This window comes from Venatoribacter cucullus (genome assembly GCF_016132445.1).
In the GTDB taxonomy this organism is placed as follows: domain Bacteria; phylum Pseudomonadota; class Gammaproteobacteria; order Pseudomonadales; family Oceanobacteraceae; genus Venatoribacter; species Venatoribacter cucullus.
Map to the genome: position 1 here is coordinate 2,599,294 of NZ_CP046056.1, position 26,116 is coordinate 2,625,409.

26 protein-coding genes are annotated in these 26,116 nt (G+C 58.3%); 15 read left to right on the forward strand and 11 right to left on the reverse strand.

The genetic code is table 11. The features are described 5' to 3' along the window. Positions 1 to 366 (reverse strand): twitching motility response regulator PilH, encoded by a 366-nt coding sequence (gene pilH, locus GJQ55_RS12260; RefSeq protein ID WP_228345248.1) that lies wholly within the window; start codon positions 364 to 366, stop codon positions 1 to 3. Positions 367 to 408: 42 nt separating this feature from the next. After that, positions 409 to 792 carry a twitching motility response regulator PilG gene (pilG, locus tag GJQ55_RS12265; RefSeq protein WP_228345249.1) on the reverse strand — a complete coding sequence of 128 codons (384 nt, stop codon included), beginning with the start codon at positions 790 to 792 and terminating at the stop codon, positions 409 to 411. A 226-nt stretch (positions 793 to 1,018) separates the two neighbouring features. Here pilG and gshB point away from each other — a divergent pair, with 226 nt between their 5' ends. The 7 genes from gshB (at position 1,019) to GJQ55_RS12300 (ending at position 6,830) form a co-directional block, all read left to right on the forward strand. Next, positions 1,019 to 1,963: a glutathione synthase gene (gshB, locus tag GJQ55_RS12270; RefSeq protein ID WP_228345250.1), complete on the forward strand. Its 945-nt coding sequence runs from the start codon at positions 1,019 to 1,021 to the stop codon at positions 1,961 to 1,963. Positions 1,964 to 2,133: 170 nt separating this feature from the next. Further along, complete coding sequence (locus GJQ55_RS12275; protein ID WP_228345251.1) at positions 2,134 to 3,009, forward strand: energy transducer TonB; 876 nt, start codon at positions 2,134 to 2,136, stop codon at positions 3,007 to 3,009. Position 3,010: 1 nt separating this feature from the next. Further along, positions 3,011 to 3,568, forward strand: coding sequence for a YqgE/AlgH family protein (locus tag GJQ55_RS12280; RefSeq protein ID WP_228345252.1), 558 nt, complete (start codon positions 3,011 to 3,013; stop codon positions 3,566 to 3,568). Continuing rightward, the gene (gene ruvX / locus GJQ55_RS12285; RefSeq protein WP_228345253.1) at positions 3,568 to 4,020 is read left to right on the forward strand and encodes a Holliday junction resolvase RuvX; all 453 of its coding nucleotides are present in this window, start codon (positions 3,568 to 3,570) and stop codon (positions 4,018 to 4,020) included. The genes GJQ55_RS12280 and ruvX overlap by 1 nt, the downstream gene beginning before the upstream one ends. Next, positions 4,017 to 4,511 carry a bifunctional pyr operon transcriptional regulator/uracil phosphoribosyltransferase PyrR gene (gene pyrR, locus GJQ55_RS12290; protein WP_228345254.1) on the forward strand — a complete coding sequence of 165 codons (495 nt, stop codon included), beginning with the start codon at positions 4,017 to 4,019 and terminating at the stop codon, positions 4,509 to 4,511. The genes ruvX and pyrR overlap by 4 nt, the downstream gene beginning before the upstream one ends. A 13-nt stretch (positions 4,512 to 4,524) precedes the next feature. Further along, positions 4,525 to 5,559, forward strand: a complete 1,035-nt coding sequence (locus GJQ55_RS12295) for an aspartate carbamoyltransferase catalytic subunit (protein WP_228345255.1) — start codon at positions 4,525 to 4,527, stop codon at positions 5,557 to 5,559. A 2-nt stretch (positions 5,560 to 5,561) separates the two neighbouring features. Continuing rightward, the gene (locus GJQ55_RS12300) at positions 5,562 to 6,830 is read left to right on the forward strand and encodes a dihydroorotase (protein ID WP_228345256.1); all 1,269 of its coding nucleotides are present in this window, start codon (positions 5,562 to 5,564) and stop codon (positions 6,828 to 6,830) included. 107 nt (positions 6,831 to 6,937) lie between these two features. Here the strand turns inward: GJQ55_RS12300 and waaA are convergent, their stop codons facing one another. Continuing rightward, positions 6,938 to 8,245: a lipid IV(A) 3-deoxy-D-manno-octulosonic acid transferase gene (gene waaA / locus GJQ55_RS12305; protein WP_228345257.1), complete on the reverse strand. Its 1,308-nt coding sequence runs from the start codon at positions 8,243 to 8,245 to the stop codon at positions 6,938 to 6,940. 86 nt (positions 8,246 to 8,331) lie between these two features. Between waaA and hldE the strand changes: the two genes are divergently transcribed. Then, positions 8,332 to 9,765 (forward strand): bifunctional D-glycero-beta-D-manno-heptose-7-phosphate kinase/D-glycero-beta-D-manno-heptose 1-phosphate adenylyltransferase HldE, encoded by a 1,434-nt coding sequence (gene hldE, locus GJQ55_RS12310; RefSeq protein WP_228345258.1) that lies wholly within the window; start codon positions 8,332 to 8,334, stop codon positions 9,763 to 9,765. 24 nt (positions 9,766 to 9,789) lie between these two features. Continuing rightward, complete coding sequence (lpxL, locus tag GJQ55_RS12315) at positions 9,790 to 10,719, forward strand: LpxL/LpxP family Kdo(2)-lipid IV(A) lauroyl/palmitoleoyl acyltransferase (RefSeq protein WP_228345259.1); 930 nt, start codon at positions 9,790 to 9,792, stop codon at positions 10,717 to 10,719. 71 nt (positions 10,720 to 10,790) lie between these two features. Here lpxL and GJQ55_RS12320 read toward each other — a convergent pair whose 3' ends face one another. From GJQ55_RS12320 to GJQ55_RS12330, 3 genes are all read right to left on the reverse strand, one after another. Continuing rightward, positions 10,791 to 11,291 (reverse strand): 3'-5' exonuclease, encoded by a 501-nt coding sequence (locus tag GJQ55_RS12320; protein ID WP_228345260.1) that lies wholly within the window; start codon positions 11,289 to 11,291, stop codon positions 10,791 to 10,793. Between the two features lie 117 nt (positions 11,292 to 11,408). After that, positions 11,409 to 13,181 (reverse strand): type IV pilus assembly ATPase TfpB, encoded by a 1,773-nt coding sequence (gene tfpB, locus GJQ55_RS12325; protein WP_228345261.1) that lies wholly within the window; start codon positions 13,179 to 13,181, stop codon positions 11,409 to 11,411. A 26-nt stretch (positions 13,182 to 13,207) separates the two neighbouring features. Continuing rightward, positions 13,208 to 14,638 (reverse strand): CYTH domain-containing protein, encoded by a 1,431-nt coding sequence (locus GJQ55_RS12330; RefSeq protein ID WP_228345262.1) that lies wholly within the window; start codon positions 14,636 to 14,638, stop codon positions 13,208 to 13,210. A 58-nt stretch (positions 14,639 to 14,696) separates the two neighbouring features. Here GJQ55_RS12330 and argE point away from each other — a divergent pair, with 58 nt between their 5' ends. From argE to GJQ55_RS12350, 4 genes are all read left to right on the forward strand, one after another. After that, positions 14,697 to 15,866, forward strand: a complete 1,170-nt coding sequence (argE, locus tag GJQ55_RS12335) for an acetylornithine deacetylase (protein ID WP_228345263.1) — start codon at positions 14,697 to 14,699, stop codon at positions 15,864 to 15,866. Between the two features lie 60 nt (positions 15,867 to 15,926). Next, on the forward strand, positions 15,927 to 17,231 hold the full coding sequence (argA, locus tag GJQ55_RS12340; protein WP_228345264.1) for an amino-acid N-acetyltransferase: 1,305 nt from the start codon (positions 15,927 to 15,929) through the stop codon (positions 17,229 to 17,231). Between the two features lie 9 nt (positions 17,232 to 17,240). Continuing rightward, positions 17,241 to 17,999 carry a spermidine synthase gene (locus GJQ55_RS12345; RefSeq protein ID WP_228345265.1) on the forward strand — a complete coding sequence of 253 codons (759 nt, stop codon included), beginning with the start codon at positions 17,241 to 17,243 and terminating at the stop codon, positions 17,997 to 17,999. A gap of 83 nt (positions 18,000 to 18,082) precedes the next feature. Continuing rightward, positions 18,083 to 18,970, forward strand: coding sequence for a bile acid:sodium symporter family protein (locus GJQ55_RS12350; protein ID WP_228345266.1), 888 nt, complete (start codon positions 18,083 to 18,085; stop codon positions 18,968 to 18,970). A 19-nt stretch (positions 18,971 to 18,989) separates the two neighbouring features. Here the strand turns inward: GJQ55_RS12350 and GJQ55_RS12355 are convergent, their stop codons facing one another. From GJQ55_RS12355 to GJQ55_RS12375, 5 genes are all read right to left on the reverse strand, one after another. Further along, entirely contained in the window at positions 18,990 to 20,060 is a 1,071-nt protein-coding gene (locus GJQ55_RS12355; RefSeq protein WP_228345267.1) for a patatin-like phospholipase family protein, read from the reverse strand. A gap of 79 nt (positions 20,061 to 20,139) precedes the next feature. Further along, positions 20,140 to 20,658: a dihydrofolate reductase gene (locus GJQ55_RS12360; RefSeq protein WP_228345268.1), complete on the reverse strand. Its 519-nt coding sequence runs from the start codon at positions 20,656 to 20,658 to the stop codon at positions 20,140 to 20,142. Positions 20,659 to 20,757: 99 nt separating this feature from the next. Then, positions 20,758 to 21,552, reverse strand: a complete 795-nt coding sequence (gene thyA, locus GJQ55_RS12365) for a thymidylate synthase (protein ID WP_228345269.1) — start codon at positions 21,550 to 21,552, stop codon at positions 20,758 to 20,760. Beyond that, positions 21,549 to 22,358 (reverse strand): prolipoprotein diacylglyceryl transferase, encoded by an 810-nt coding sequence (gene lgt, locus GJQ55_RS12370; protein WP_228345270.1) that lies wholly within the window; start codon positions 22,356 to 22,358, stop codon positions 21,549 to 21,551. Before lgt ends, thyA begins: the two co-directional genes overlap by 4 nt. A gap of 14 nt (positions 22,359 to 22,372) precedes the next feature. Then, positions 22,373 to 23,158, reverse strand: coding sequence for a sulfite exporter TauE/SafE family protein (locus GJQ55_RS12375; RefSeq protein WP_228345271.1), 786 nt, complete (start codon positions 23,156 to 23,158; stop codon positions 22,373 to 22,375). A gap of 99 nt (positions 23,159 to 23,257) precedes the next feature. On the opposite strand from GJQ55_RS12375, the gene GJQ55_RS12380 reads away from it, so the two are divergent. Next, positions 23,258 to 24,004: an NRDE family protein gene (locus tag GJQ55_RS12380; RefSeq protein WP_228345272.1), complete on the forward strand. Its 747-nt coding sequence runs from the start codon at positions 23,258 to 23,260 to the stop codon at positions 24,002 to 24,004. A 216-nt stretch (positions 24,005 to 24,220) separates the two neighbouring features. After that, positions 24,221 to 26,011: a L,D-transpeptidase family protein gene (locus GJQ55_RS12385; RefSeq protein ID WP_228345273.1), complete on the forward strand. Its 1,791-nt coding sequence runs from the start codon at positions 24,221 to 24,223 to the stop codon at positions 26,009 to 26,011. Positions 26,012 to 26,116 lie beyond the last annotated feature (105 nt).

Below are 26,116 nucleotides of genomic sequence, written 5' to 3' on the forward strand. Positions count from 1 at the left end.
TCAGCCCGCCATAACCGAGGCGATTTCTGACAGCAGGGTCGCTTCCGGAACCGGCTTCACCAGGTAGCCACTGGCCCCCTGACGCTTGCCCCAGACGCGGTCAGTTTCCTGATCTTTGGTGGTCACAATAATCACCGGAATATGCTTGGTTTCCGGGTCTTTGGTCAGCTGACGGGTAGCCTGAAAGCCATTCAGGCCCGGCATTACGATGTCCATCAGAATGACATCGGGTTTTTCCTGCCGCGCCAGCGCCACACCATCAGCACCGTTCTCTGCGGTCAACACCTGATGCCCGTTTTTTTCCAGCATGGTACGGAATGCTTCGGTTTCTGTCGGGGAATCATCTACTACCAAAATGCGGGCCATGCCACTCTACCTCTTTAAAAATTCAAGTCTGTGCTGATTGGGTCAGGATTTTACATACTGACGGATGGATCCCAGCAGCTCTTCCTTGCTGAAGGGCTTGGTCAGATACTGATCTGACCCGACAATGCGTCCCTTAGCTTTATCGAACAGGCCGTCCTTACTGGACAGCATGATGACGGGTGTCGACTTGAACTTGGAATTATTTTTGATCAATGCGCAGGTCTGGTATCCGTCCAGACGGGGCATCATGATATCGACAAAGATGATGTCCGGGTGAGTATCAGCGATCTTGGCCAATGCGTCGAAACCATCGGTGGCAGTGATGACGTCACATCCGACTTTTTTAAGCAGCGTCTCGGCGGTACGACGAATGGTTTTACTGTCGTCGATGACCATGACTTTGACGTTCTGAAAGTTATCTTCCATAGGGTGGCCTAACCATCCGTTTCTTTTAATGGTGACAGCACCTTAGGTTCCATAAAAAAAGGAGGTGCCTTTGCGTGCGTTTGTATCACACATCATGCAACAAAGGCTAGGCTGCTGCCATGATGCACCGCACACAATTCCGATGCGCCTATAAAACAATGACTGAGGTACACTGCGCAACCAACACAACGCACCTTACAACGCACCTTGTTATGACGGAGTCGCTATGACCATCAAAGTCGGTGTGGTGATGGACCCTATCGCCACCATTCACTTCAAGAAAGACACCTCGCTGGCTCTGCTGCACGCAGCCCAGGAGCGCGGCTGCGAACTCTGGTACATGGAACAGGGCGACCTGTCGATTCAGAACGGTCGCGCCATGGGCCGCATGGCACCGCTTACCGTGGCCATGAACCCCGACCACTGGTTCGATCTGGGCGAGCGGCAGGAGCTGCCGCTGAACAGCCTGAACATTATCCTGATGCGCAAAGACCCGCCGTTCGACAGCGAGTTTATTTACAGCACCTATATATTGGAACGTGCCGAGCAGGAAGGCGTACTGGTCGCCAACAAGCCGCAGAGCCTGCGCGATTGTAACGAAAAAATCTTTGCCACCGCCTTCCCGGAGCTGATGACGCCCACCATCGTTACCCGCCGGGCCGACCTGCTGAAAGCCTTCCATAAAGAGCACAGCGATGTGATTTTCAAACCGCTGGACGGCATGGGCGGTTCGTCAATTTTTCGCCTGAAACAGGACGATCCGAACGTCAGCGTCATTATCGAAACCCTCACCAACCATGGTCAGCAACAGATCATGGCGCAGCGTTTTATTCCTGACATTGTGAAGGGCGACAAGCGCATTCTGATGATTGACGGCGAACCCGTGCCCTACTGCCTGGCGCGCATTCCGGCCAGCGGCGAAACCCGTGGCAACCTGGCCGCCGGCGGCAGCGGTGTAACCCTGCCGTTAAGCGACGAAAACCGCGCCATCGCTGAAAAAATCGGCCCGATTCTGAAAGAAAAAGGGCTGTATTTTGTCGGCCTCGACGTGATCGGCAACAACCTCACCGAAATCAACGTCACCAGCCCCACCTGCGTGCGCGAAATCAGCCGCGATTCCGGTATTGATGTGGCCGGGCAGCTGATTGAGTGTTTGTTGGGGAAGCTTTGACCATTGATCGTTAGGGGTTGAGCGTTCAAGGTTCAGCGCGCACGGCGATAATGACCGGAGCACGCCCAACCCTGAACGCCGAACGCCCAACGTGCTGTATGGACAAATCCCCCCCAAAAGCGCAGACTTGCTGCGCTTTTTTCAACTGCTGAACAGGTATTTTTAACCGCATGACTGCCACGGTTGTTACCAGCTCTGATCGCCTGTCGTTTGCGCTGTTTGTGGCGGTGTTGCTGCATGCTCTGGTGGTGTTTGGCGTGACCTTTCAGGCCAGTGACCGCGACAACCTGTCGAAAACCCTGGAAGTGACCTTAGCCACTTATAAAAGCGACCAGGCTCCGGAAAAAGCCGATTTTCTGGCTCAGGAAAATCAGCAAGGCAGTGGCACGCTGGATGAAGCGCGTATGCTGACCACTGATATGGAAGCTATTTTCCAGGCCAACACCATCAACGAAACCTCCCTGCAGGAACAGCAGGCCAGTGCGCCGCGCCGGCCGGAAGGTCAGCGTCAGCTGGTCACCACAACCGCCAGCAGCCGCAATAAAATTGACACCGAACAACGCCAGCAGACCATGCAGGTCGACCTGCCCGATGGGCCGCAAAAAACCCTGCTGGAGCGCAGCCTGGAAATGGCCAGCCTGGAAGCCAAACTGGATTCCCTGCGCCAGACCTACGCCAAACAACCACGCGTGCAGCGTTTAACCGCCGCCTCCACCATGAAAGCCAGCGATGCCTACTATGTGAACAGCTGGCGCCGCCGCATTGAAGACAACGGCGCACGCAATTACCCGCGTGAAGCAGAAAGCTGCTTCGACGACTGCCGCCTGCGTCTGCTGGTTGCTATTAATGCCGACGGCACCATTAACGAGCTGCGTATTCTGGAATCGTCCGGCCGCAAAGTGCTGGATGACGCCGCCCTGCGCATTGTGCGCATGTCGGCCCCCTTCGCCCCCTTCACCGAAGAGATGAAGAAAACCACCGACGTGCTGGAAATCATCCGCACCTGGCAGTTCAAGGGCAACCGTTACCTTTCTGACGCCAATTAATATGCAACAACTGACCAGCCTGAAAAATCACCTGCTGATCGCCATGCCGCAACTGGAAGATTCCTGGTTTGCCGGCAGCGTTACCTATTTATGCGAACACAGCGACGAAGGCGCCATGGGTCTGGTGCTGAACAAGCCGCTGCCGGTGCACTTCGATGAAATCTGTGAGCAGCTGGATATTCCGCGCGTTACCGGTATCGACCCTGAAATATACGCCGGTGGCCCGGTCAGCCCCGAGCACGGGTTTATTCTGCACCGCCAGCAGGGTAACTGGGGTTCCACCCTGAACATTACCGAACAAACCCACCTGACGTCGTCGAAAGACATTCTGAAAGCCATTGCCGCCGGCTCCGGTCCGCGCCATTTCCGTCTGGCGCTGGGCTATGCCGGCTGGGACGAAGGCCAGCTGGAAGCCGAACTGCGCGCCAACAGCTGGCTGACCGTGGAAGCCACCCCGGAACTGCTGTTCGATACCCCGAACGAACAACTGTACGACGCCGCCCTGAAAGTGCTGGGTGTCAGTGCTGAATTTCTCAGCAGCGACGCAGGACACGCCTGATGAGCCAGGCACCGGCCGCCAAAATCCGCAGCCTGATGGCCTTTGATTTCGGCACCCAGCGTATTGGCATTGCCATGGGTCAGCGCCTGACCGGTACCGCCCAGCCATTGAACCCCATGAAAGCCCGCGACGGCATTCCCGACTGGGAGGCGCTGCAGCGCATTGTCGATGAATGGCAACCGGATGCCTTTGTGGTGGGCTTACCGCTGAATATGGATGGCAGTGCCAGCGACATGAGCCGGCGCGCTAAGAAATTCGCCGGCCGCCTGGAAGGCCGTTATCATCGCCCGGCCTATACCCACGACGAACGCCTGACCAGCTACGAAGCCAAAGGCATGGTCATTGCTCAGGGTGGCAGCCGCGACTTCGGCGCCAACTCGGTCGATGGGCTGGCGGCACAACTGATTCTGGAAAGCTGGATGGCCGCCTGGCCGTTAAAGGACCCTCTATGAACCTGCCCGATATTGAACAAACCTGTCTTGAACTGGGCCAGCGACTGGCCGCTTACCTGCAGGACCAGCAACTGGAACAACCATTGTTGGTCGGCATCCGCACCGGCGGCGTGTGGGTAGCGGAACGGCTGCAGGAACAACTGCACACCGAAGACGGCGTCAGTTCATTGGACATCAGCTTTTACCGCGATGATTTTACCCGCCATGGCCTGCACCCGCAGGTAAAAGGCTCGGAACTGCCCGACAGCATCGAAGACCGGCACATTATTCTGGTCGATGACGTCATTATGAGTGGCCGCACCATCCGCGCCGCCATGAACGAACTCTTTGATTACGGCCGCCCGGCCAGCATCACCCTGGTGTGCCTGCTGGATATTGGCCGCCGCGAACTGCCGGTACAGCCGGATCTGTGCGGCGTACGCCTGCCGCTGGAAGAAGGCCAGCTGGTCAAACTGAGCGGCCCGCAACCGCTGGAACTCACCTTAGCCTGACGAGTCTGCCACCATGAATCACTTGCTCACCAGCACCGACCCCAGCCAGGTACAGCTGACCGCAGACGGCCGGCTGAAGCACTTCCTCACCACCGAAGGCTTAAGCCGCGAGCTGCTGACGGAAATCCTCGACACCGCCGACTCATTTATCAGCACCCAGGAACGCGACGTTAAAAAAGTGCCGTTGCTGCGCGGCAAAACCGTGGTGAACCTGTTCTTTGAAAACAGCACCCGCACCCGTTCCACCTTTGAGCTGGCGGCCAAGCGCCTGTCGGCGGATATCCTCAATCTGGACATCGCCAAATCGGCCACCGCCAAGGGCGAAACCCTGATGGATACGCTGTGGAACCTGGAAGCCATGTACTCGGATATGTTCGTGGTACGCCATGCCGATTCCGGCGCTGCGCACTTTATTGCCGAGCACGTAACGCCTAATGTCGCCATCATTAACGCCGGTGACGGCCGCCATGCCCACCCGACCCAGGCGATGCTGGATATGCTCACCATCCGCCGTCATCAGGGCAGCATTGAGGGCAAAATCGTCGCCATCGTCGGCGATATTCTGCACTCCCGCGTCGCCCGCTCGCAGATTTATGCCCTGAATACGCTGGGCGCCGCCGAAGTGCGGGTGATCGGCCCCGGCACCCTGCTGCCACGCGACATCGAAGCGCTGGGTTGCAAGGCGTACTACCGCATGGAAGACGGCCTCAAAGACTGTGATGTGGTGATCATGCTGCGGCTGCAGAAAGAGCGTATGCAGAACGCCCTGCTGCCGAGTGAAAGCGAATTTTTCAAACTCTACGGTTTAACCGAAGAAAAACTGCTGTGGGCCAAACCGGATGCCATCGTTATGCACCCCGGCCCGATCAACCGCGGTGTCGAGATTGAATCCAACGTCGCCGATGGCCCGCAATCGGTCATTCTGCATCAGGTCAGCTACGGCATTGCCGTGCGCATGGCGGTGATGGCTATGGCCATGAGCGGCCAGCAGCAGGAAAAAAATGAACTGGCCGAACAGGCCGCGGTGAACGATCAGGAGGAAGCATAAGCATGCGTTACTTGCACATTCACAATGCCCGTCTGATCGACCCGGCTCAGCAGCTGGATCAGGTGGCGGATATTTACGTGGCCGAAGGCCGTATCAAAGCCATTGGCCACAAACCGGCCAGCGGTGAAATTGAACACAGCGTCGATGGCAGTGGCCAGTGGCTGGTGCCGGGACTGGTCGATCTGGGTGGCCACCTGGCCGAACCCGGTTTTGCCCACAAAGGTTCCATCGCCAGCGAAACCCGCGCCGCCTGCGCCAGTGGTTTTACTCATGTGTGCTCGTTGCCGGATACCAAACCGGTGGCCGACAGCGGCGCCGTGGTGCAGCTGATTCTGGAAAAAGCCGCCAAAGCCGGTTACGCCAAAGTGCTGCCGCTGGGTGCCTTAACCCAGGGCCTGGCCGGCGAACAGCTGGCCGCCATGTTCAGCCTGCACGAAGCCGGTTGTGTGGCGTTAAGCAATGCCCGCGCACCGTTCAAAGACAGCTATGTGCTGCGCCGGGTGATGGAATACGCCGCCACCTACGACATTCCGGTATTCCTGAACCCGGACGATGCCGCCCTGTCCGCCGCCGGCTGCATGCACGAAGGCCCGGTCGCCACTCGCATGGGCTTAACCGGTATTCCGCGTACCGCCGAAACCATCGCGCTGGCGCAAATGCTGTTATTGATTGAACAGACCGGCGTGCGCGCCCACATCAGCCAGATCAGCTGTGGCCGCAGCCTCGATATGCTGCGCCAGGCCCGTGCCGGCGGCCTGAAGATTACCGCCGACACGCCACTGGCCAACCTGGTGTACACCGATGAAGCCGTGGCCGGTTACAACAGCCAGTTCAACGTGCGCCCGCCGCTGCGTGCCGAGGCTGACCGTCAGGCCTTACTGGCGGCGGTGAACGCCGGTGAGCTGGCGATCAGCTCTAACCATCGTCCGCACGAAGTGGCGGCGAAAAAATCGACCTTCTCCGACGCCGAACCGGGCATGAGCATCTACGATGCGTTCCTGCCGCTGGCACTGCAGCTGGTGGAACGCGGCGAACTGCAGCTAAACGCGCTGATCACCGCCGCCAGCCAGCTGCCGGCCGCCGTCACCGGCTTAAGCCAGAGCCTGCAGGAAGGCCAGTGGTTTAACGCCGCGCTGATCAACCCGGCCAGCGAACGCACCTTCCGCCGCTCGCAGCTGCTGTCGAAAGGCCGTAACACGCCGATTGCCGGCCAGACGCTGAAGGGCGCGGTCAGCGCGGTGTTTGTGGATGGCCGGAAGGTTTTTGGCTGAGCGCTTTTATCCGACAGCAAGGTGGCGCTGCATGCCGTAACGACACCGCCCGTTTTCGCCCTGTTCAGGAATTACTTCCTGAACGGCGACCGGGGCGCACAGCCCAATCAACGCAGCCGCATCAATTCTTCACAATGACCGACCAGGCGCGCCACGGCGCCGCGGTTCGCCTCGACCGCCGCCAGACCCGCAGCCCCCATGGCCTGCCGGCCAGCGTCATCCGCCAGCCACTCACGCAACGCCGCCAACAATTCCTGCGGTTCGGCCGGCACGGTTCGTAACGCGCCCAACTGCTGCAAATCGGCCACGATCTGAGCGAAATTATGATGATAAGGACCCATTAAGGTGGCCTTGCCCAGCGCCGCCGGCTCAATCGGATTATGGCCGCCACGCGGAATCAGGCTGCCGCCCATCAGCACCAGATCGGCCGCCGCCAGCAACGTGAGCATTTCGCCCATGCTGTCGGCCACATACACCTGTACCGCCAGACTGACGGCCCCTTTGCTGCGCCGCTGCACTTTCAGCTGGCGTGTCAGCGCGGCGTTGGTCACGGCTTCAAAACGCTCGGGGTGACGCGGGATTAACAGCAACAGCAAATCCGGGCAGGTTTCCAGCAGGGCCGGATACAAATCCAGCAGCTGCTCATCTTCATTGTCATGGCTGGACGCCAGCGCCAGCACTGGCCGCTGTGCGCCCCATTGTTCACGCAGGGCGGCACCCTGCTCGGCCAAGCCCTCGGGTACATCAATATCAAATTTGACCGAACCCGTGACTTCCAGCCGCTGTTCCGGCAAGCCCAACTGCAGATAACGCTCACCGTCGGTGGCATCCTGCACCGCCACCCGGGTCAGCTGTTGCAGCATTGGCAACGCCAGTTTGGGGTATTTCCGGTAAGTCAGTGCTGACTTTTCTGATAAACGCGCGTTGGCCAGCAGCACCGGTACGCCCTGCTCTTCGCAGGCGGCCAGCATATTCGGCCACAGCTCGCGTTCAATAATCACCAGCAAACCCGGCTGCAGAGTGCGCAGAAAACGCCGCACCATCCAGGGCAGATCCAGCGGCAGATACATGTGGTACACGCCGGTGCCAAACAGCCGCCGCACCTGCTCAGAGCCGGTCGGTGTAAAGGTCGTCATAATCAGCGGAATGGTCGGATGCTGACGGCGGAAGGCCCGCACCAGCGGTGCGGCGGCCAATACCTCGCCCACCGACGCCGCGTGAATCCACAGGCCACCGGGTTGCGGGCGATGCACCACCCGGCCAAAACGCTCGCTCCAGCGCTGGCGCCAGCCTTTATTTTTCCGCCCCTGCCAGGCCATAAACAGCAGAATCAGCGGCAGCAACAATGCGAATAACAAGGAATAGAAAAAACGGGCCACGGTGATCATTCCGCCATAAAAAAGGGCGCGCATCATACCACAGCAGACTTTACCGGCAGCACCCAGCGCGCCAAGCCTGTGATAAACTGCGGCCTTTTCCACCACCGAAGAAGCTCTGGTTTATGGATATTACCCTGCCGAATTTTCACAATGCCCGCGTCCTGGTCTTTGGCGACGTTATGCTCGACCGTTACTGGCAGGGTTCCACCTCGCGTATTTCGCCGGAAGCGCCGGTGCCGGTGGTCAAAATTCAGGATATCGAAAACCGCGCCGGCGGTGCCGGTAACGTGGCGCTGGGAATTTCCGTTCTGGGCGCCAAAGTGGATCTGATCGGCCTGACCGGGGCGGATGAGAATGGCAACATTCTGGAGCAGCTGCTCAGCCAGGCCGGAATCCGGACCCATCTGCAGCAGCACCCGGGCTTACCCACCATTACGAAATTACGGGTGTTAAGTCGTCATCAACAATTGATCCGGCTGGATTTTGAAGAGTCCTTTACCGGCGCAGATCTGCCGGCGCTGGAACAAGCCTTTGCCGGGCTGTTGGCTGATTGCGGCGTGGTCATTCTGTCGGATTATGGCAAGGGAACATTAACCGATCCTCAACCCCTTATTCGTGCTGCGGCCAGCGCCGGCGTTCCGGTTCTGATTGACCCCAAGGGTACCGATTTTGAACGCTACCGTGGCGCCACCCTGCTGACCCCGAACCTGAGCGAATTTGAAGCCGTGGTTGGCCATTGCGCCGATGACGACACCTTAATTGCCCGCGCCCAGCAGCTGATTAATACCTACGACCTGCAGGCCCTGCTGGTTACCCGCAGTGAAAAGGGCATGACCCTGATTCAGCGTGACCAGGAGCCTTTTCATCAGCCCACCCGGGCCCGCGAAGTGTTCGATGTTACCGGCGCCGGCGACACCGTAATTTCGGTACTGGCCGCCGCACTGGCCGCCGGCACGCCGCTGGTGCAGGCCACGGTGCTGGCCAATACCGCCGCCGGTGTGGTGGTGGGCAAACTGGGCACCGCCACCGTTACCACCGAAGAACTGCGCCATGAACTGCGCCAGGAAAACCATCTGGGTGCCGGTATTTTTGACGAAGACAGCCTGCTGCAACTGGTGCAGGAAGCCCGCGCCCGCGGTGAAACCCTGGTGATGACCAATGGCTGCTTCGACATTATTCACCCGGGCCATGTGCAGTATTTAAAAGAAGCCAAAGCGCTGGGCGACCGCTTACTGGTAGCGGTGAATTCCGATGCCTCAGTAGCGCGGTTGAAAGGCCCGACCCGCCCGATTAACCCGCTCGATCACCGCATGGCCGTGCTGGCCGGACTGGAAAGCGTGGACTGGGTGGTGCCGTTCGGCGAAGACACACCAGAACGCTTAATTTGCCGGGTATTGCCGGACATTCTGGTAAAAGGTGGTGATTACAGCATTGAACAAATCGCCGGCGGTCAGTGCGTGCAGGATAATGGTGGCGACGTCATTATTCTCAGCTTTAAAGATAATTGCTCAACCTCGGCAATTGTTAAAAAAATTCAGGCAACTGAAGCGAAATAACCGGGCAGAAGGTAATTAAAAAGCATGAATAAACCGCAATTTACCACCGCGATGCTGCATCCCCGTTATTGGATTCTGTGGTTTTTTATCGGCTGCGCCGCGGCAATTACCCGGCTGCCTTACCGCTGGCAAATCAGCATCGGAAAATATTTTGGTTTGCTGCTGCATAAAATCGCCCGCAGCCGCCGTCATGTAGCCGAAGTGAATATCCGCTTATGCTTTCCGGAGCAATCACCGGCGGAGCAGGCACAGCTGGTGCGGCAGATTTTTATTGATAACGGCATTGGGTTTATGGAAACCATGATCAGCTGGTTCCGGGCCCCTGATTATCTGCTGCCCATCTGCCGTATTAACGGCCTGGATAAACTGCAGGCTGCACATGCTACCGGCCGCGGCGTGCTGATTCTGGGCGGGCATTTTTCTATGCTCGATCTGGCCGGCACCCTGGTTGGTAATCACGCGACCGTCAGCATTACCTATAAGCCCCAAAAAAATGCCGTGCTGAATTTCATTATGAAACGCGGCCGCTCGCGCACTTATAAGAACCAGTTTGTCAGCAAAGATATCCGCGGCATGATGCGCGCCCTGAAACAAGGGGATGCCGTGTGGTACGCACCGGATCAGGATTTCGGCCCGGACAACAGTGTCTTTGCCCCGTTTTTTGGTGTGCCGACGGCAACCCTGACAGCCACCTCGCGCATAGCCAAAGCCGGTAATGCGGTGGTTATTCCCACCAGCTTTTTCCGCTTACCGGGAAACACCGGCTACGAAATCAATTTCTTTGATCCACTGCCGATTCCGGGAGAAAGTGACGAAGCCGATGCGGTGGTGGCGAATCAGTTTCTGGAGCAGCAAATACGCCGTTATCCGAGCCAGTATTTATGGCTGCATAAGCGCTTTAAAAGCCAGCCGGGGGAAGCGGGGGAGCGGGGAAGGTTGTATCAACGTCGTTGAGGGTTAGGCGTTCATGGTTCAGCGGGCTCGGAGAAAATATCAGTGCTCGCTGAACGCTGAACCCCCAACGCTCAACCTGCCGCCTGCATCACCCTTAAATAGGTTTCCTGCAGCACTTTCACATCATTAGCCGCGCGGTGGCGGTTAACGCCTTCCTGCTGTTGCCACAGCATTTCTTTGGTGTCGTGCCACACTTCCATTTGCTCCGGCGTCAGCAGTTTGTTGATGGTTTCTATGCGGAAGCGCTGCACTAATTCGGCTTCGTCGAACAGGCGCGCCAGCCACGAACTGTCGAAACTCCAGGCGTCTGAATACAGCACTTTTCCGTACAGTAATTCGTTCATAATCAGGGCGATTTCGCGCGGGGTTTTGCCTTCGCGCTGCAGCAGTTCACGGGAAATGCCGTGCACCTGTTCGGCGTCGTCACTCCAGTGATCCCAGCCCGCCGGGGGTTTGATCAGAAAGCTGTGTACCAGCCGGTCTTCCAGCGCAAAGCCTACCTCAATCGGGTAACTGCCACGGCCGAACCCTGAGGCTTCCAGATCAATAATGGCAGGTAGGCTGTTGCTCACCGGTTTTATCCCTTGCTGTTGTTTTTGCCCGCTCTGGCCGGTTTGTCCACTTTGGCCAGGCGCTGATTGTAACCGCAATTGACCGGTTTGTGTTGGCCACCGCGCTCAGCGCCCGGACTAGCCCTGCCCGCGAACCTGCGGCGCCACCCGCATGACTTCCGCCACCGTGGTCATGCCCGCAGCCACTTTATGCGCGCCGCTTAAACGCAGGCTGTGCATGCCTTCTTTCATCGCCGCCTGGCGCAGTTTGCTGTGGTCGGTGGTGTCGGTAATCAGGGTTTCGAGGCTGTCGTTCATTGGCATCACTTCGTAAATGCCCATGCGCCCCATATAACCGGTACCGCGACATTCCAGACAGCCTTTGGCACCGTACACAAACTCCGGCGTCTTCACCAGCCAGGGCGCTGTGAGTTGCTTCCAGCTTTGCTCATCCACCGGCTGTTTCACCTTGCAATGCGGACAAAGCGTCCGCACCAGCCGCTGCGCCATCACGCCCAGCACACTGGAGCGGATTAAATACGACGGCAGGCCCAGTTCCAGCAGACGGGTAATGGCCGAAGGCGCATCGTTGGTGTGCAGGGTGGATAACACCAGGTGGCCGGTTAAGGCCGCCTGCACCGCGATTTCGGCGGTTTCGAGGTCACGCACTTCGCCCACCATGATGATGTCGGGGTCTTGCCGCAATAAGGCCCGCACGCCACTGGCAAAGGTTAAATCAATACCCGGCTGGACCTGCATCTGGTTAAAGGCCGGCTCTACCATTTCTATCGGGTCTTCGATGGAAGAGACGTTTACTTCCGGTGTGGCCAGTTGTTTCAGGGTGGAATACAGGGTGGTGGTTTTACCCGAGCCGGTCGGGCCGGTAACGAAAATAATGCCGTGGTTATGGCGTGTCATCTGGTTCCAGCGGCGGTGATCTTCCTTACTGAAACCCAGCTCAGAAAAACTGCGCACCAATACCTGCGGGTCAAAAATCCGCATCACCAGCTTTTCGCCAAAAGCGGTCGGCAGCGTGGATAAACGCAATTCCACTTCCTGACCGGACGGGGTTTTGGTTTTTAAGCGGCTGTCCTGGGGTTTGCGCTTTTCCGCAATGTTCATGCGTCCCAGCGATTTGATGCGGGCGATGACCGCCAGCCCAACCTGCGCCGGCAGGTCGTAGACATTGTGCAGCACACCGTCGATGCGGAAGCGCACATGCCCTACTTCGCGGCGCGGTTCCAGATGAATATCACTGGCGCGCTGATCAAAGGCGTACTGCAGCAACCAGTCGACAATATTAACGATGTGTTCGTCATTGGCGTCCGGTGCTTTGGCTTTGCCCAGCTCCAGCATGGATTCCAGATTCTGCACCACACTGGCGCCCTTGTGGCTCTGGCGGGCGCGGTTAACGGAATTGGCCAGCTGGTAGAACTCCACCCGGTAGCGTTCGATATCACCCGGTGCCGCCAGTACCCGTTTAACCTGGCGGCGGGTAACGTGCTCAACGTCGGTTACCCAGCTGTTTACCAGCGGTTCGGCACTGGCCACCACCACGCTGTCGACGCTGACCTTTACCGCCAGAATGCCGTGGCGCTCAGCAAAGGCGTACGACATCACCTCAGTAACTGCCGGTACATCCACTTCCAGCGGGTCGATCTGCACACAATCCAGCTGGTACTTAGCCGCCAGCCATTCCACCAGCACCTGCTCACTCAGCAAGCGGCCGGGCTGGCGCGCATCGGCATAGCCCTGCCGGCCTAACAGGGTAATGGCATGCAGGCTCTGTTCATCGGCTTTACGCCGCAGACTTTGCGCCAGCGCATAATCATCCGGATTGAGCAGCTGTTCGCGGCGCAGTTCATCAATTAACGCCGGTAAAGTCAGCAATCGTTCGGCCTTGGCCTGCATAAATATCCCCGCTGGTGTTCAGTCGTTCAGAGTTCCCGCGCCAGCTGCGCCAGATGCTCCACCGCCCAGCCGGCATAATCAGCCAGCGGGCGCAGTTCCTGGCCATCCGGCCCGGTTAAGGGTGCCAGCGGCCAGGGTCTTTGTAGCAAAGTTTGCGCGTGCAGCATATCGACCAGTACCCGTAATGTACCTTCGCCGATGCCGGCGCCGTTAATCCCCAGCCCCTGCCCCAGTTCCGGCCGGCCGCGCAGGTAATCGCAGCTCTGACACAGCAGCGCCATATCGTGCTGACGGCCGCGCCATTGTTCTTCATCCTGCGGGCGCTGATCGTGCAGGCGCTGTAACAGCGGCGCCTGTTGCTGTAACGCATGGCGTAACCAGCGGGCGGCGGTGGCCCCCGTTGATTCTGGCCAGACCAGCGTATGCAGCGCACCGGCAGCAGCACTGCCGGCCTGTGCCAGCTGAGCGTCGTTGCGGATGGTCTGCAGTTGTTGCTGTACCTGCTGTTGCAGGGCTTTGCGCTCGGCGGCGGTCTGGCCAGGTTCATCGGCGCTGTTCAGATAAGCCAGCAGCTGTGCCCGGGCGGCCAGCTGCTGCAGCGGCGCCTGCCAGACATCCAGCGCCTCACGCAGCGCTTTGGTGTCGCGGCGTTTCAACACTTTGCCGGCCTGTTGCGGCAACTGGCGTAACGCCTGCCAATGTTGCAACGCGGTTAACGCCGCCGCGCTGTCGTTGTCCCACAGGCAGGCTTCCAGTGCCCGCTGCCATTGCTGCAACCCGGCACTCAGCCAGCGCGGCAGTACCTGCGCCAGATCCTCGTCACGGCTGAAGCTGACAGTCTCCTGCCAGCTGCGGCTTAACCCGGCCAGCCGGTAACCGCGCTCGGCTTTGCTGACATCACTCAGCCACAGCGGTACCTGTTCACTCAGCTGTTGCAGCAGTTGCCACAGCACAGCGGCGTCGCCCTGTTGCAGTTCCAGTTCCAGCTCACACAGCGGCACGCTTTTTTTACCGGTACTGACGGTGCCGGTATCAATCACAATTTCGACCTGCGCGTTATCCTGTTGCCACAGCCAGCGCTGACGGTTGAAATCGGTAGCAAAAATTTCCGCCAATTCGCTGGCCTGTACTCCGGCCGGCCAATGGGCGGTAACCTCATCCTGCTGCAGCAGGGTAAGATCCAGCGCGGCACCGGTTAAGGGCCAGTTCCATTCACCGCGTTGTTGTAAGCCGGCAACACTGGTGCCCCGGGTTTTCAGGGTTTGCTCACACTGGCCGTTATTGTCACGGATGCGCAGTGCGGCGCGGGCGTTGGCCAGCGCATTCTGTGGCGTATCGAAATAGCGGTTTTTCAGCGTAGAATGGCCTTGCGGCTGCGCCAGTGTGTCCAGCAGGGTGGCTAAGGCAGCAACCTGTTGCGGCTGCAGACGACATTTAATTTCGGTTTCTGTTGGCATAGTGACCTGATAATAACCGGCCGCGAACGGCCTGATGAATTGCAGTGCGGAGAATACTATGAGTGCGCCTGTTGTGCCCGATCTTGTCAGCTGTTTACGCACATTAGTGGCGCATAACAGCATCAGTTCCGTGTTGCCGGAATACGATCAGAGCAACAGGCCGGTGATCGACACGCTGGCGCAGTGGTTTGGGGCGCTGGGTTTCCGCTGTGATATCCAGCCCATTGCCAACTTTCCCGGCAAGGCCAATTTAATTGCCACCCTCGGCAGCGGCCCCGGCGGACTGGTATTCAGTGGCCATACCGACACCGTGCCCTGTAACCCGGAAAAATGGCAGTCGGATCCGTTCACCTTAACCGAACGCAACGGCCGTTATTACGGGCTGGGCACCTGCGATATGAAAGGCTTTTTTGCGCTGGTATTGGAAGCGGTTAAACATTACCGCGCTGCCGATTTTAAGCAGCCGCTAATTGTATTGGCCACCGCCGACGAAGAAAGCTCAATGTGCGGCGCGCGCGCCTTAGCCCGTGACGGCCAGCTGCAGGCCCGCTACGCGGTGGTGGGCGAACCCACGCGGCTGCAGCCCATCCGTATGCACAAGGGCATTATGATGGAGAGCATTCGCTTAACCGGCCGCAGCGGCCATTCGTCTGACCCCGCACTGGGCATTAACGCCCTGGACGCCATGCACAGCGTGATGGGCGAGCTGATGAACCTGCGCCGCGACCTGGCCAGCCGCTATACCAATGCGCATTTTGCCGTGCAAACGCCGACCATGAATTTCGGCTGTATTCACGGCGGCGATAACCCCAACCGTATTTGCGGCACCTGTGAACTGGCGTTCGATTTACGCACCCTGCCGGGCATGAGCAACGATGACCTGCGCGCCGAAATTCAGCGCCGCGTGCACCCCATTGCCGAACAAAACCGGGTGGAACTGAGCTACGAATCGCTGTTCCCCGGCATTCCGTCGTTTGAAACCCCGGCCACCAGCGCCTTGGTAGAAGCCGCCGAACGCTTAACCGGCAGCCACAGCGACGCCGTGAATTACGCCACCGAAGCGCCGTTCCTGCAGCAGCTGGGTATGGAAACCATTGTGCTGGGGCCAGGCAGTATTGATCAGGCGCATCAGCCGGACGAATATCTGGCCCAGGACCAGATTGAACCCTGCGTGCAGTTATTGCGCGGTTTGATTGAGCGCTTCTGCCTGACGCCGGCGCGTGCTTAAATCCCTGGCCAACCATCCTTAATACGAATAAACCGGCCACCGCCACAAGGAGCCAACCGCGTGCAACCCGACACCACCGCTTACGTTCAATGGTTCCGCCAGTCGTCGCCCTATATTAATGCGCACCGCGGCAAAACCTTCGTCATCATGCTGGAAGGCGATGCCATTGAGCATGAGAATTTCCCCACCGTGGTGCAGGATATTGCCCTGCTGAACAGCCTGGGCGTGCAACTGGTGCTGGTGCACGGCGCGCGGCCGCAAATTGATGCGGCGCTGCAATTACTGAACATTGAAAGCCGTTTTCATAATGACCTGCGCATTACCGATGCAGCCGCGTTAAACGCCGTGAAAGCCGCCGTGGGCATGGTCAAAGCCGATGTCGAATCGCGCTTATCCGTCGGTCTGCCGAACTCGCCCATGCACGGTGCCCGTATCCGTGTGGTCAGCGGCAATTTTGTTACTGCCAAACCGCTGGGCGTGATCGATGGCGTGGATTTTCAGCACACCGGTGAAGTGCGGCGTATTGAACATCAGGCCATTGCCGAGCTGCTGGCGCAGCGCAATATTGTGCTGCTGTCGTCGGCCGGTTATTCGCCCGCCGGCGATATGTTTAACCTCGCCGTGGAAGATGTGGCCCAGCATGCGGCGGTCAGTTTACGCGCCGACAAACTGATTATTCTCGGCCGCCATGCCGGCCTGCTGGATGCCGACGGCAATACTCTGGAAGACCTGACCTGCCTCGATCTGGAACAACTGCTGCCGGGCCTGAAAGGCGAGCCGCGTAATCATGCCGATGCCGCCTTAAAAGCGGTGCGCAAAGGCGTACCCCGGGTGCACCTGCTCAGCTACGCCGAGGACGGCGCGTTATTGCAGGAATTATTTACCCGCGCCGGCCACGGCACCTTAATCAGTCAGCACGCCTACGACCAGTTACGCGCGGCCCGCAGCGACGACGTCGCCGGCATTCTGGAATTATTACGGCCGCTGGAAGAACAGGGCATTCTGGTGCGGCGTTCACGCGAATTACTGGAAAGCGAAATTCAGCGCTTTTATGTGATTGAACGCGACGGCATGATTACCGCCTGTGCGGCACTCTACCCCTATTCCGACGATCAGGCCGAACTGGCCTGCGTGGCGGTGCACAGCGATTACCGGGGTACCAACCGCGGCGCCCAGCTGCTGGAGCAAATTGAACAGGAAGCGCGGCGGCGGCAGTACAAACAATTATTTGTGCTCACCACCCGCACCGCGCACTGGTTTATTGAGCACGGTTTTGTCGCCGGCAGCGTCAGCGAATTACCGCAGGAGCGCCAGCATCTGTATAACTGGCAACGTAATTCCAAGGTCTTTTTCAAAAGTCTGTAAATTGTGGAAATGATTACCCACCTGGGCCGGGAACTGCATCGTCGTTACGATGAGTTCGGCCCCATTCTGGTGTTCGACGACGGCAATAAACGCTATTTAAGTTTTGGCACTGCCGACGAACAGAGCTGCCAGCTGAACAGCGCGCCGCTGCAATTGCAGCACGAATACGCCCGCGCTATGGCAGCGGTGCTGGTGCAATTTTCGGATGCGGCGCTACCCACACAGATCACCCTGCTCGGTACCGGCGGCGGCACGCTGGCGGCGGCACTGCATCATGTATTACCCCAGGCGCAGATTCAGGCGGTGGATTTACGCACGGCGGTTTTGCAGGTGGCGTACCAGTATTTTTCCCTGCCGCGCGGCCCACGTTTAATTACCCACTGCTGCGATGCTGCGGATTTTTTACGTCAGTCCGACGCCGCAAGCTGTGAGTTATTAATTACCGATTTATATCAGGCCGGCGGCCTCGACCCCTTGGTATTACAGGCCGATTTTCTCGACGCCTGCCAGCGCCATCTGCAGCCCGACGGCTGGCTGGTGCTGAACCTGTGGAAAGAACACCGCGAACAAACGGATTGCCTGCTGCAATTAAAACAGCGTTTCACCACCGTCCTGCAAACCACCACCGCCGACGGTAACTGGATACTCTGGGCCAGCCGGGCCGCAGCCACCGATAAAAAAACCGCCCAGACCCGCAGCAAAGCCTTATCTCCGGCTGCCGGTTTTAACCTCTGGAACGCCGTGAAAGGCTTTTACCGGCACCGGTAACAAAGCCTCACCATTCAATTATTGAGGCCCGCCACCCTTTCCGGTACTTTCTGGGCACACAACAATAACAAGAGTAGGTTTCCATGTTCGAGGCTCTGACTCAGATCGGTCTGCCCATTGCGTTAATTCTGATTATGGCGGGGGTGGGGCTGGGCCTGACGCCGGCCGATTTCTGGCGGGTTTTCCGTGAACCACGGGCATTTCTGCTCGGTGCTTTTTGTCAGTTTTTATTGCTGCCGCTGATTGCTCTGGGGGTTATTGCGTTAACCGGTTTACAGGGCGAACTGGCCATCGGCTTGTTTATTCTGGCGCTCTGCCCCGGCGGCACCACCTCCAATTTATACAGCCTGCTGGCCCGTGCCGACGTTGGTTTATCGGTATCGCTGACCGCCGTTATTGGCTTTATTACCCCCTTCACCATTCCGCTGCTGGCGGTCTGGGCCATTGAGTTTTACGGCGATGGCCGCGCGCAGTTTGAACTGCCGATTGCCAAAACCTGGCTGCAGCTGATGATTATTACCGTGGTGCCAGTGGTGGTCGGTATGCTGATCCGGGGGCGTTGGGAGCGCTTCGCGCTGAAGATGGAACCCTTTATTACCCGCTTTTCGGCGCTGGTGTTGTTGCTGCTGATTATTTCCATCAGCGTTAATCTGGGCAGCCGTATTATTGATTTCGCCATTCAGGCCGGGCCGGCAGCGGTGCTGCTGAATTTAATCACCATGGCGCTGGGCTATTTTGCCGGCAAGGCGTTGCTGCACCGCGAGGCGCAGGCGCGCGCTATCAGTCTGGAAGTGGGCTTGCAGAACGGTACGCTGGCACTGCTGATTACCACCGGCATTCTGCAAAGCGCCGAAATGTCCGTCGCCCCCAGTATTTACAGTCTGGTGATGTTTATCAGTGCCACGCTGTTTACCCTGTGGGTATTACGCCAGGACCGCCGTCGCCGTTTCCGTGGCGCGGCACAAGCCTGAGAAACAATGCTGCCTGTGGTTACCAGGGCAGCGGTTCCGCCACTTCCGCCCAGCGCTGGCGCTGATCAATATCGGCCAGCGCATCCCCCAGCCGTTCACACTCGCCCACCGCTTTGTTCCAGCGCGCGCGGCGTTCGTTATAGTCGGTAAACTGGTAAAAATCCTGCAGGTCAGGAATGCGGCCACCCGGTAAGGTGGCGGCAAATTCCCACGACGGCGCCACAATAATGGTGCGGCGGTAATGCTCGCGCGCCGCTTGGCGCCAGCGCAGTTTTTTATCAAACCAGCCACCTTTCGGTGGGCTGGCAAAATAATGCGGATACAGCACAAAGCCCTGTTCCGGCAGCACGGGTAAATCAAACTGGTAGTCGGTAATACCGCCATCGCGGTATGTGCCGCGCGGGGCACCGGGAATATCCTGCACGCCGCTGATGGCCACCGGAATGGCACCGGTGGCGAGAATGGCCGGGGCAATATTCTCCGCTGTCAGGGTCACCTGCCGGGCCGGCAAATGCGGGAAATGCGTCACCGGTGGTTTATCCGGATGATGAAACAGCACCCGCTCAACAAAGGGCCGCATGGCACTGCGACTGACTAAGTTGGAAGCCATGGCGCCGGCCATGCCCAGTGTCTGCAGCCATTTCTGCTCCGACCCACCCAGGCCACGGCAACGCGCCACCAGCGTGTGATAGCGCACGACCGGGTTGGCAATAATTTCCTGCGCCCCGGTTTTACCCAGAATTTCCTGCAGAATCACCCGACAACCGGCACCCACTTCCTGCGCCGTGGGTTGCAGCGAATATTGCTGCGCCATATAGGCTTCCTGAAAACGGGCGTGCGCCGCCAGCGGATTATTCTGGGCGTAACAGGCCAGCCGCCAACCGCCGGCCGAGGTGCCCAGCAGGTGCAGGGGTTCGGTACGGCCGGCAAACCACTCACTGAGTAAATAGCGGTCAATGGCCGCCAGCGACAGCCATTTAGGGCCACCGGAAGCCCCCAGCACCATACGGATATCGGCAGCACTCAGGCCATGGTTGCGGATATGCGCCAGCGCCTCGGGGCCGGCAAAGATTTTCAGGGCAGATAACATACAAGCCTCAGCAAACGACAGCACGGCGGCCGTTGTACGCCGGCCGCGCGTTCAGGTTAAGGGGCATTCGTGCTGAACCTCAGGCGCGGCGCTGATACACCACAAAGCTGTAGTCGTAGGGGTTACCGCCTTCGGCGGCGAAGTCTTCGCGTGCCATTTCCTGCCACACGCTGCGGTCAAATTCCGGAAAAAAGGCATCGCCGTCCACCTCGGCGTGCACCTCGGTCAGGTACATACGATCCACCAGCGGCAGCGCCTGAGTGTAGATTTCCGCGCCGCCGATGATCATGGCCTCGTCCTGGCCGTTAATCAGCCCCAGCTGTTCTGCCAGCGCCTGCGCCGCGGCCAGCGAAGCAACCACTTTCACGCTGTCGTTGGCATTGGGCGGTACGTAATCCGGCTGGCGGGTAATCACAATATTGGTGCGGCCCGGCAGGGGCTTGCCGATGCTTTCATAGGTTTTGCGGCCCATGATGATGGTTTTGCCCATGGTCACCTGCTTGAAATACTTCAGGTCATTGGGCAGATACCAGGGTAATTTATTGTCGATGCCAATGGTGTGATTGCGGGCCAGCGCCACAATTAAAGACAGGCTCATAAGGAAAGACTCATAAGGAAAGCCTCACGGCAGATATTCGGTAACAAGAAAGCCGCGATGATAACGAATCAGCGCGGCAGAGGGCCAGCCGGCGCGGTGTCAGACCGCGACCGGCGCCTTGATATGCGGGTGATGCTGGTAGCCTTCGATGACAAAATCATCGAAGTGGTAATCGAACAGGCTGGCCGGTTTACGCTGGATTACCAGCTGCGGCAACGGCAGCGGTTCACGGCTCAGCTGCAGATCGGTCTGCTCCAGATGGTTGGCGTACAGATGCACGTCACCGCCGGTCCAGACAAAATCACCCACGTCCAGATCACATTGCTGCGCCACCATGTGCACCAGCAAGGCATAGCTGGCGATGTTAAACGGCACACCGAGAAAAATATCGGCACTGCGCTGATACAGCTGGCAGGACAATTTGCCATCGGCGACGTAGAACTGGAAAAACGCATGGCAGGGCGGCAGGGCCATGTTCTGAATTTCGCCCACGTTCCAGGCCGACACAATCAGCCGGCGGGAATCCGGGTTGTTTTTAATCTGCTCCACCACCTGGGTAATCTGGTCAATATGGCGGCCATCGGCGGTTGGCCAGCTGCGCCACTGCGAACCGTATACCGGGCCCAGATTGCCCTCGGCATCGGCCCATTCGTCCCAGATGGACACGCCATTTTCTTTCAGATAACGAATGTTGGTATCGCCGCTTAAAAACCACAGCAGCTCATGAATAATCGAACGCAGATGCAGTTTTTTGGTGGTGACCAGCGGAAAGCCCTGGCTCAGATCAAAGCGCATCTGGTAACCGAAACAGCTATAAGTGCCGGTGCCGGTGCGGTCTTCTTTAAAGGTGCCATGCTCACGCACATGACGCATCAGATCGAGATACTGTTTCATACCTGTTGTCCTTTCGGGTCAGCACTGCGGTAAGCGTGCACCAGCAGCACCGCACCAATAATAATCATCGGGATGCTCAGCAACTGGCCACGGCTGAGCCAACCAAACATATCAAAACCAATGTGCGCATCCGGCTCGCGGAAGAATTCGGCAATGGTACGGAATATCCCGTAGCCGAACAAAAATGCGGCCCCCACTGCCCGCTGCGGGCGCGGCCGCGACGAGTAAAACCACAAAATAACAAACAACAAAAAGCCTTCCAGTGCCGCCTGATACAACTGCGACGGGTGCCGGGGCAACTCACCGCCCCGCGGAAAGACCATGGCCCAGGGTACCGAAGCCGGGTCGGCCACGCGCCCCCACAGCTCGCCACCGATAAAGTTACCGATACGGCCGAACATCAGACCAATGGGCACAAAGGGCGCAACAAAATCGCCCACCGCAAAGAAATTCTTTTTATAACGGTGCCCGAACAGCGCCACAGCAATAAGCACGCCCAGCAAACCACCATGGAACGCCATACCACCTTCCCACACCCGGAACAGCCATAACGGGTCCTGCAGAAACTGCGGGAAGTTATAAAACAGAACGTAGCCTACACGGCCGCCCAGAATAATCCCCATGGCGCAGTAAAACAGCAAGTCGGATACCTGCGCCTCAGTCCAGCCGGAACCGGGCTTGCGCACCCGGTAAACCGCCAGCGCCCAGGCGGTGGCAAAGGCCAGCAGATACATCAGCCCGTACCAGTGAATTTTCAGCGGCCCGATGGCAATGGCCACCGGATCAATTGCAGGGTAAGTCAGCATCAGACAGTCCTTGCTTACAACAACAAAAAGTTAAGCCCCACCACCACCAGCAGCAAAGCAAAGAGTTTTTTCAGCAGTGCCTGATCCAGCCGGTGCGCTAAGCGCGCACCGATTTTGGCGCAGGGCATACTGGCCAGGCCGATACCGATAATGGCCGGCCAATACAAAAAGCCACTGCTCCAGGCTGGCAAATCCGCATGATTCCAGCCTGCCACCACGTTACTGATGGCACCGGTCAGCGCAATCGGAATGCCGCAGGCCGCCGACGTGGCCACCGCATGGCGCATCGGCACTTTCATCCAGGTTAAATAGGGCACCGTTAACGTACCACCACCAATACCAAACCAGGACGAGGCAAAGCCGATGACGCCGCCCGCACCCACCAGCCCCGCATTACCCGGACGCTGACCGGAACCCGGCGGCTCAATACCAAAGTACATTTTGGCCGCTACCAGCAGGGCAAACACCCCGATAATACTTTGCAGCACATGCCCGGACACCCCGGCAATCACCGTTACCCCCAGCGCCGTGCCGGCCAGAATGCCGACCGTCATAACGCCCACCAGCGACCAGTCGATGGCGCCGTGGCGATGATGCTCGCGCACCGAACTGGCCGAAGTCAGCACAATGGTCGCCAGCGAGGTCGCGACCGCCATATGGGTAAGTACTGACTCACTCACGCCCTGCGCGGCAAAGGTAACCACCAGTACCGGCACAATAATCAGACCGCCGCCGATGCCGAATAAACCGGCCAGCACCCCGGCCACGGCGCCGACCAGCAGAAATAACAGAAACAGCATAATCCGCATCACCCTCTACAAAGGCCGGGCATTATGACTTAGTCTGACAGCAGTAAGAACCCCATTAAAAGACGGCAGGCAAGACGGGAACTGAGCTTTATGTGTTTAATCGCCTTTGACTGGCAACCCGGCGAACGGCTGGTACTGACGGCCAATCGTGATGAGTTTTTTCAGCGCCCCAGCGCGCCACTGAGCGTTTGGGAGGAGCAGCCACAGATTATTGCCGGCCGCGACCTGCAACAGGGCGGCACCTGGCTGGGCCTCAGCCGCGACTACCGTGTTGCCGCTCTTACCAATGTGCGTGCCCCGGGTATTGGCCCGGCGCAGCCGCGTTCCCGCGGTCATCTGGTCAGCCAGTTTCTGTTACAGCCGCACAGCCCGGCCGCTTATGCCCGCACTCTGCAGCAACAGGCCCATGAATTTGCCCCCTTCAACCTGCTGCTGGGCGACCGGCAGCAGCTGTGGTACCTCAGTAATTATCCGCACTGGCGCTGTGAAGCCTTGCCGGCCGGTCTTTATGGTCTGAGTAATGCCAGCCTGAACACCCCTTGGCCGAAAACCCGGCTGGCGCAACAACAATTACAGCAATGGCTGCGCCAACCGGCGGATATCCGCTCGCTGGCCGGACTGCTTAACCGACGCCAACCCTTTGCGGACCATGAATTACCCGCCACCGGCGTACCGCTGGAGTGGGAGCGCCGGCTGTCGGCCCAGTTTATTCAGACACCCGGCTACGGCACCCGCTGTTCCACGGGCCTGTGGCTGGACAGCCGCGGGGCCGGCATCGCTGAAATCAGCTGGGATGAAACCGGCACCGCCCAGGCGGAACACAGCCTGCAGCTCTGAAATCCAGAGCGGGCAGCGGGTGATTCAGAGGCTCCCCCAGCAAAACGACAAGAAATCGTCATACTGACGCAAAGCATAAAAGATGAACGCTAATTCACTGTATTTTTTGACACATAAGTCAGAAAGAAAAATAAGGTTGCGATAACTTACAAAAAAGTTCCGTCAGAAGCGGTTTTTTTCATCACATTTTTGCCGGATGGCGTCCATAATTCAGTTATGAAACGAGTGACAGAAACCCGGAAACCGCATCGTGCAGTGGCACTCACCGGCATTATTGGTCTGGTGTGTATTGTCCTGTTGTTTGCGGCTCTGGCAGCCAGCCTCAACACCAAGCCCTATATGCCGCCCAAAGTGGCACAAAAGTATATGGAGCAATGGTTGATTGAATCCTCCCGCGAGGTGGCGGGCGTGGTGCGCCTGAAACATGCCAAAGCTCTGGAGCCCTTTTATCTGCGCCGTGACTACCAGCCGGTGTGGATGGACAGTTACGAATTAACCCCCGCCGCCATGGAATTACTGCAGGTGCTGCGCGAAACCGCCGCCGATGACTGGCGTAACTATGGTTACGAGCTGGCTACCCTGGAACGTGAAGCCAACCGTTTATCCAACATTCCCAAGCAAGCCACCGCCGTTGAAGTGCTGCTGACGGATGCCTTTATCACCTATGCGCAACAGTCACTGAACGCGCAGTTACTGCCCGACACCGGGGAGGGAGACCACCCCAGCATCCGCCGGGTAGCCGCCATCAGCCAGGAGCCGTTAGTCGGTGAAGAGCAGATTATTGATCTGCTGCACGATTCTGTCCGCCGCAATGATCTGAATGCTCTGGTTGCGCGCCTTACCCCCTCCCATCCGGGCTATCTGCGCCTGCGCAAAGAACTGAACCGTTATCTGGCCATTGCCAACTCCGGCCAATGGGTGCCGCTGCCGGATAAGCTCAGCCTGCAACTGCAGGATCGCCACGCCGCGGTTCCCCAGCTGCGCTGGCTGCTGACCCAGACCGGCGATATGCCCAAACCGGCGTTATCCTGGCTGTTCAAACAGGAAGAACAACAGCCCCGCGTGCCGGCTGCCGGCGCCGAGGCCGACCTGTCACTGAACGAATATCTGTTTGATAACGACCTGGCCAATGCGGTGAAATCTTTCCAGCGCCGGCATAACCTGCCCGATACCGGCCATGTTGATGCCCGCACACTGGTCTGGCTGCGGGTGCCGCCGCACCAGATGGCACAGAAAATTGCCCTGAATATGAAACGCTGGCGCCACCTGCCGGCCGAATTAGGCAACCGTTATGTGATGGTCAACATGGCCGATTACCGCCTGCAGATGATTAACGGCAACTCGGTTGAGCTGGATATGAAGGTGATTATCGGCAATCTGCAGCGCCGCACCCCGGTGATGGCGCAAACCATCAGTACGCTGGAGCTGGCGCCCACCTGGTCAGTGCCGAAGCGTATCGCCATTAACAGCCTGCTGCCGAAAATCCGCCGTAATCCCAATTATCTGGACGAAAAGGGTTACCAGATTATTGGCAAAGTAGACGGTATTGATCAGTTTATTTCCCCGCACGATATCGACTGGAACAAAGTGACACCGCAGAATTTTCCTTACCGCCTGATTCAGAAAGCCGGTGATGAAAATGCCCTGGGATCGATCAAATTCCTGCTGCCGAACGATAAAGACATTTACCTGCACGACACCTCACAGCCCGAGCTGTTCGGTCTGCACAACCGCGCTCTCAGCTCCGGTTGTGTACGGGTAGAACAGCCACGCCTGCTGGCTGAAAAATTATTACGCGGCCAGCAGGGCTGGACCCGCCGCCATATTGATTCGGCCATTGACCAGAACCGCACCACCCGTATCCGCCTGCAGGAAGAAGTACCGGTTTACCTGATGTACTGGACCACCTGGGTGGACGAAAAAGGCACCCTGCAGGTACGTGATGATGTGTACCAGCGCGACCTGATCGCCGGGCTGCCGCCCATCAACCCGGAAGTCAGCCTGTAAACCGGCTCAGCCGGTTACACTTCCGCGCCTGACAAATGTAACAAGCCTCTGAATGTGCGAATCATGACCGTTTATTTTCCGGTCGCTTTGGCATACTGCCGGCTG

What these genes read in the sequence shown, in the direction of transcription:
- pilG (WP_228345249.1), bottom strand. Translation starts at nt 792, where the DNA reads ATGGAAGATAACTTTCAGAACGTCAAAGTCATGGTCATCGACGACAGT.
- gshB (WP_228345250.1), top strand. Translation starts at nt 1,019, where the DNA reads ATGACCATCAAAGTCGGTGTGGTGATGGACCCTATCGCCACCATTCAC.
- GJQ55_RS12345 (WP_228345265.1), top strand. Translation starts at nt 17,241, where the DNA reads ATGATTACCCACCTGGGCCGGGAACTGCATCGTCGTTACGATGAGTTC.
- pilH (WP_228345248.1), bottom strand. Translation starts at nt 366, where the DNA reads ATGGCCCGCATTTTGGTAGTAGATGATTCCCCGACAGAAACCGAAGCA.
- GJQ55_RS12330 (WP_228345262.1), bottom strand. Translation starts at nt 14,638, where the DNA reads ATGCCAACAGAAACCGAAATTAAATGTCGTCTGCAGCCGCAACAGGTT.
- hldE (WP_228345258.1), top strand. Translation starts at nt 8,332, where the DNA reads ATGGATATTACCCTGCCGAATTTTCACAATGCCCGCGTCCTGGTCTTT.
- GJQ55_RS12385 (WP_228345273.1), top strand. Translation starts at nt 24,221, where the DNA reads ATGAAACGAGTGACAGAAACCCGGAAACCGCATCGTGCAGTGGCACTC.
- GJQ55_RS12275 (WP_228345251.1), top strand. Translation starts at nt 2,134, where the DNA reads ATGACTGCCACGGTTGTTACCAGCTCTGATCGCCTGTCGTTTGCGCTG.
- lgt (WP_228345270.1), bottom strand. Translation starts at nt 22,358, where the DNA reads ATGCTGACTTACCCTGCAATTGATCCGGTGGCCATTGCCATCGGGCCG.
- pyrR (WP_228345254.1), top strand. Translation starts at nt 4,017, where the DNA reads ATGAACCTGCCCGATATTGAACAAACCTGTCTTGAACTGGGCCAGCGA.
- GJQ55_RS12295 (WP_228345255.1), top strand. Translation starts at nt 4,525, where the DNA reads ATGAATCACTTGCTCACCAGCACCGACCCCAGCCAGGTACAGCTGACC.
- tfpB (WP_228345261.1), bottom strand. Translation starts at nt 13,181, where the DNA reads ATGCAGGCCAAGGCCGAACGATTGCTGACTTTACCGGCGTTAATTGAT.
- GJQ55_RS12375 (WP_228345271.1), bottom strand. Translation starts at nt 23,158, where the DNA reads ATGCTGTTTCTGTTATTTCTGCTGGTCGGCGCCGTGGCCGGGGTGCTG.
- GJQ55_RS12300 (WP_228345256.1), top strand. Translation starts at nt 5,562, where the DNA reads ATGCGTTACTTGCACATTCACAATGCCCGTCTGATCGACCCGGCTCAG.
- thyA (WP_228345269.1), bottom strand. Translation starts at nt 21,552, where the DNA reads ATGAAACAGTATCTCGATCTGATGCGTCATGTGCGTGAGCATGGCACC.
- GJQ55_RS12380 (WP_228345272.1), top strand. Translation starts at nt 23,258, where the DNA reads ATGTGTTTAATCGCCTTTGACTGGCAACCCGGCGAACGGCTGGTACTG.
- argE (WP_228345263.1), top strand. Translation starts at nt 14,697, where the DNA reads ATGAGTGCGCCTGTTGTGCCCGATCTTGTCAGCTGTTTACGCACATTA.
- GJQ55_RS12360 (WP_228345268.1), bottom strand. Translation starts at nt 20,658, where the DNA reads ATGAGCCTGTCTTTAATTGTGGCGCTGGCCCGCAATCACACCATTGGC.
- GJQ55_RS12350 (WP_228345266.1), top strand. Translation starts at nt 18,083, where the DNA reads ATGTTCGAGGCTCTGACTCAGATCGGTCTGCCCATTGCGTTAATTCTG.
- waaA (WP_228345257.1), bottom strand. Translation starts at nt 8,245, where the DNA reads ATGATGCGCGCCCTTTTTTATGGCGGAATGATCACCGTGGCCCGTTTT.
- ruvX (WP_228345253.1), top strand. Translation starts at nt 3,568, where the DNA reads ATGAGCCAGGCACCGGCCGCCAAAATCCGCAGCCTGATGGCCTTTGAT.
- lpxL (WP_228345259.1), top strand. Translation starts at nt 9,790, where the DNA reads ATGAATAAACCGCAATTTACCACCGCGATGCTGCATCCCCGTTATTGG.
- GJQ55_RS12280 (WP_228345252.1), top strand. Translation starts at nt 3,011, where the DNA reads ATGCAACAACTGACCAGCCTGAAAAATCACCTGCTGATCGCCATGCCG.
- GJQ55_RS12355 (WP_228345267.1), bottom strand. Translation starts at nt 20,060, where the DNA reads ATGTTATCTGCCCTGAAAATCTTTGCCGGCCCCGAGGCGCTGGCGCAT.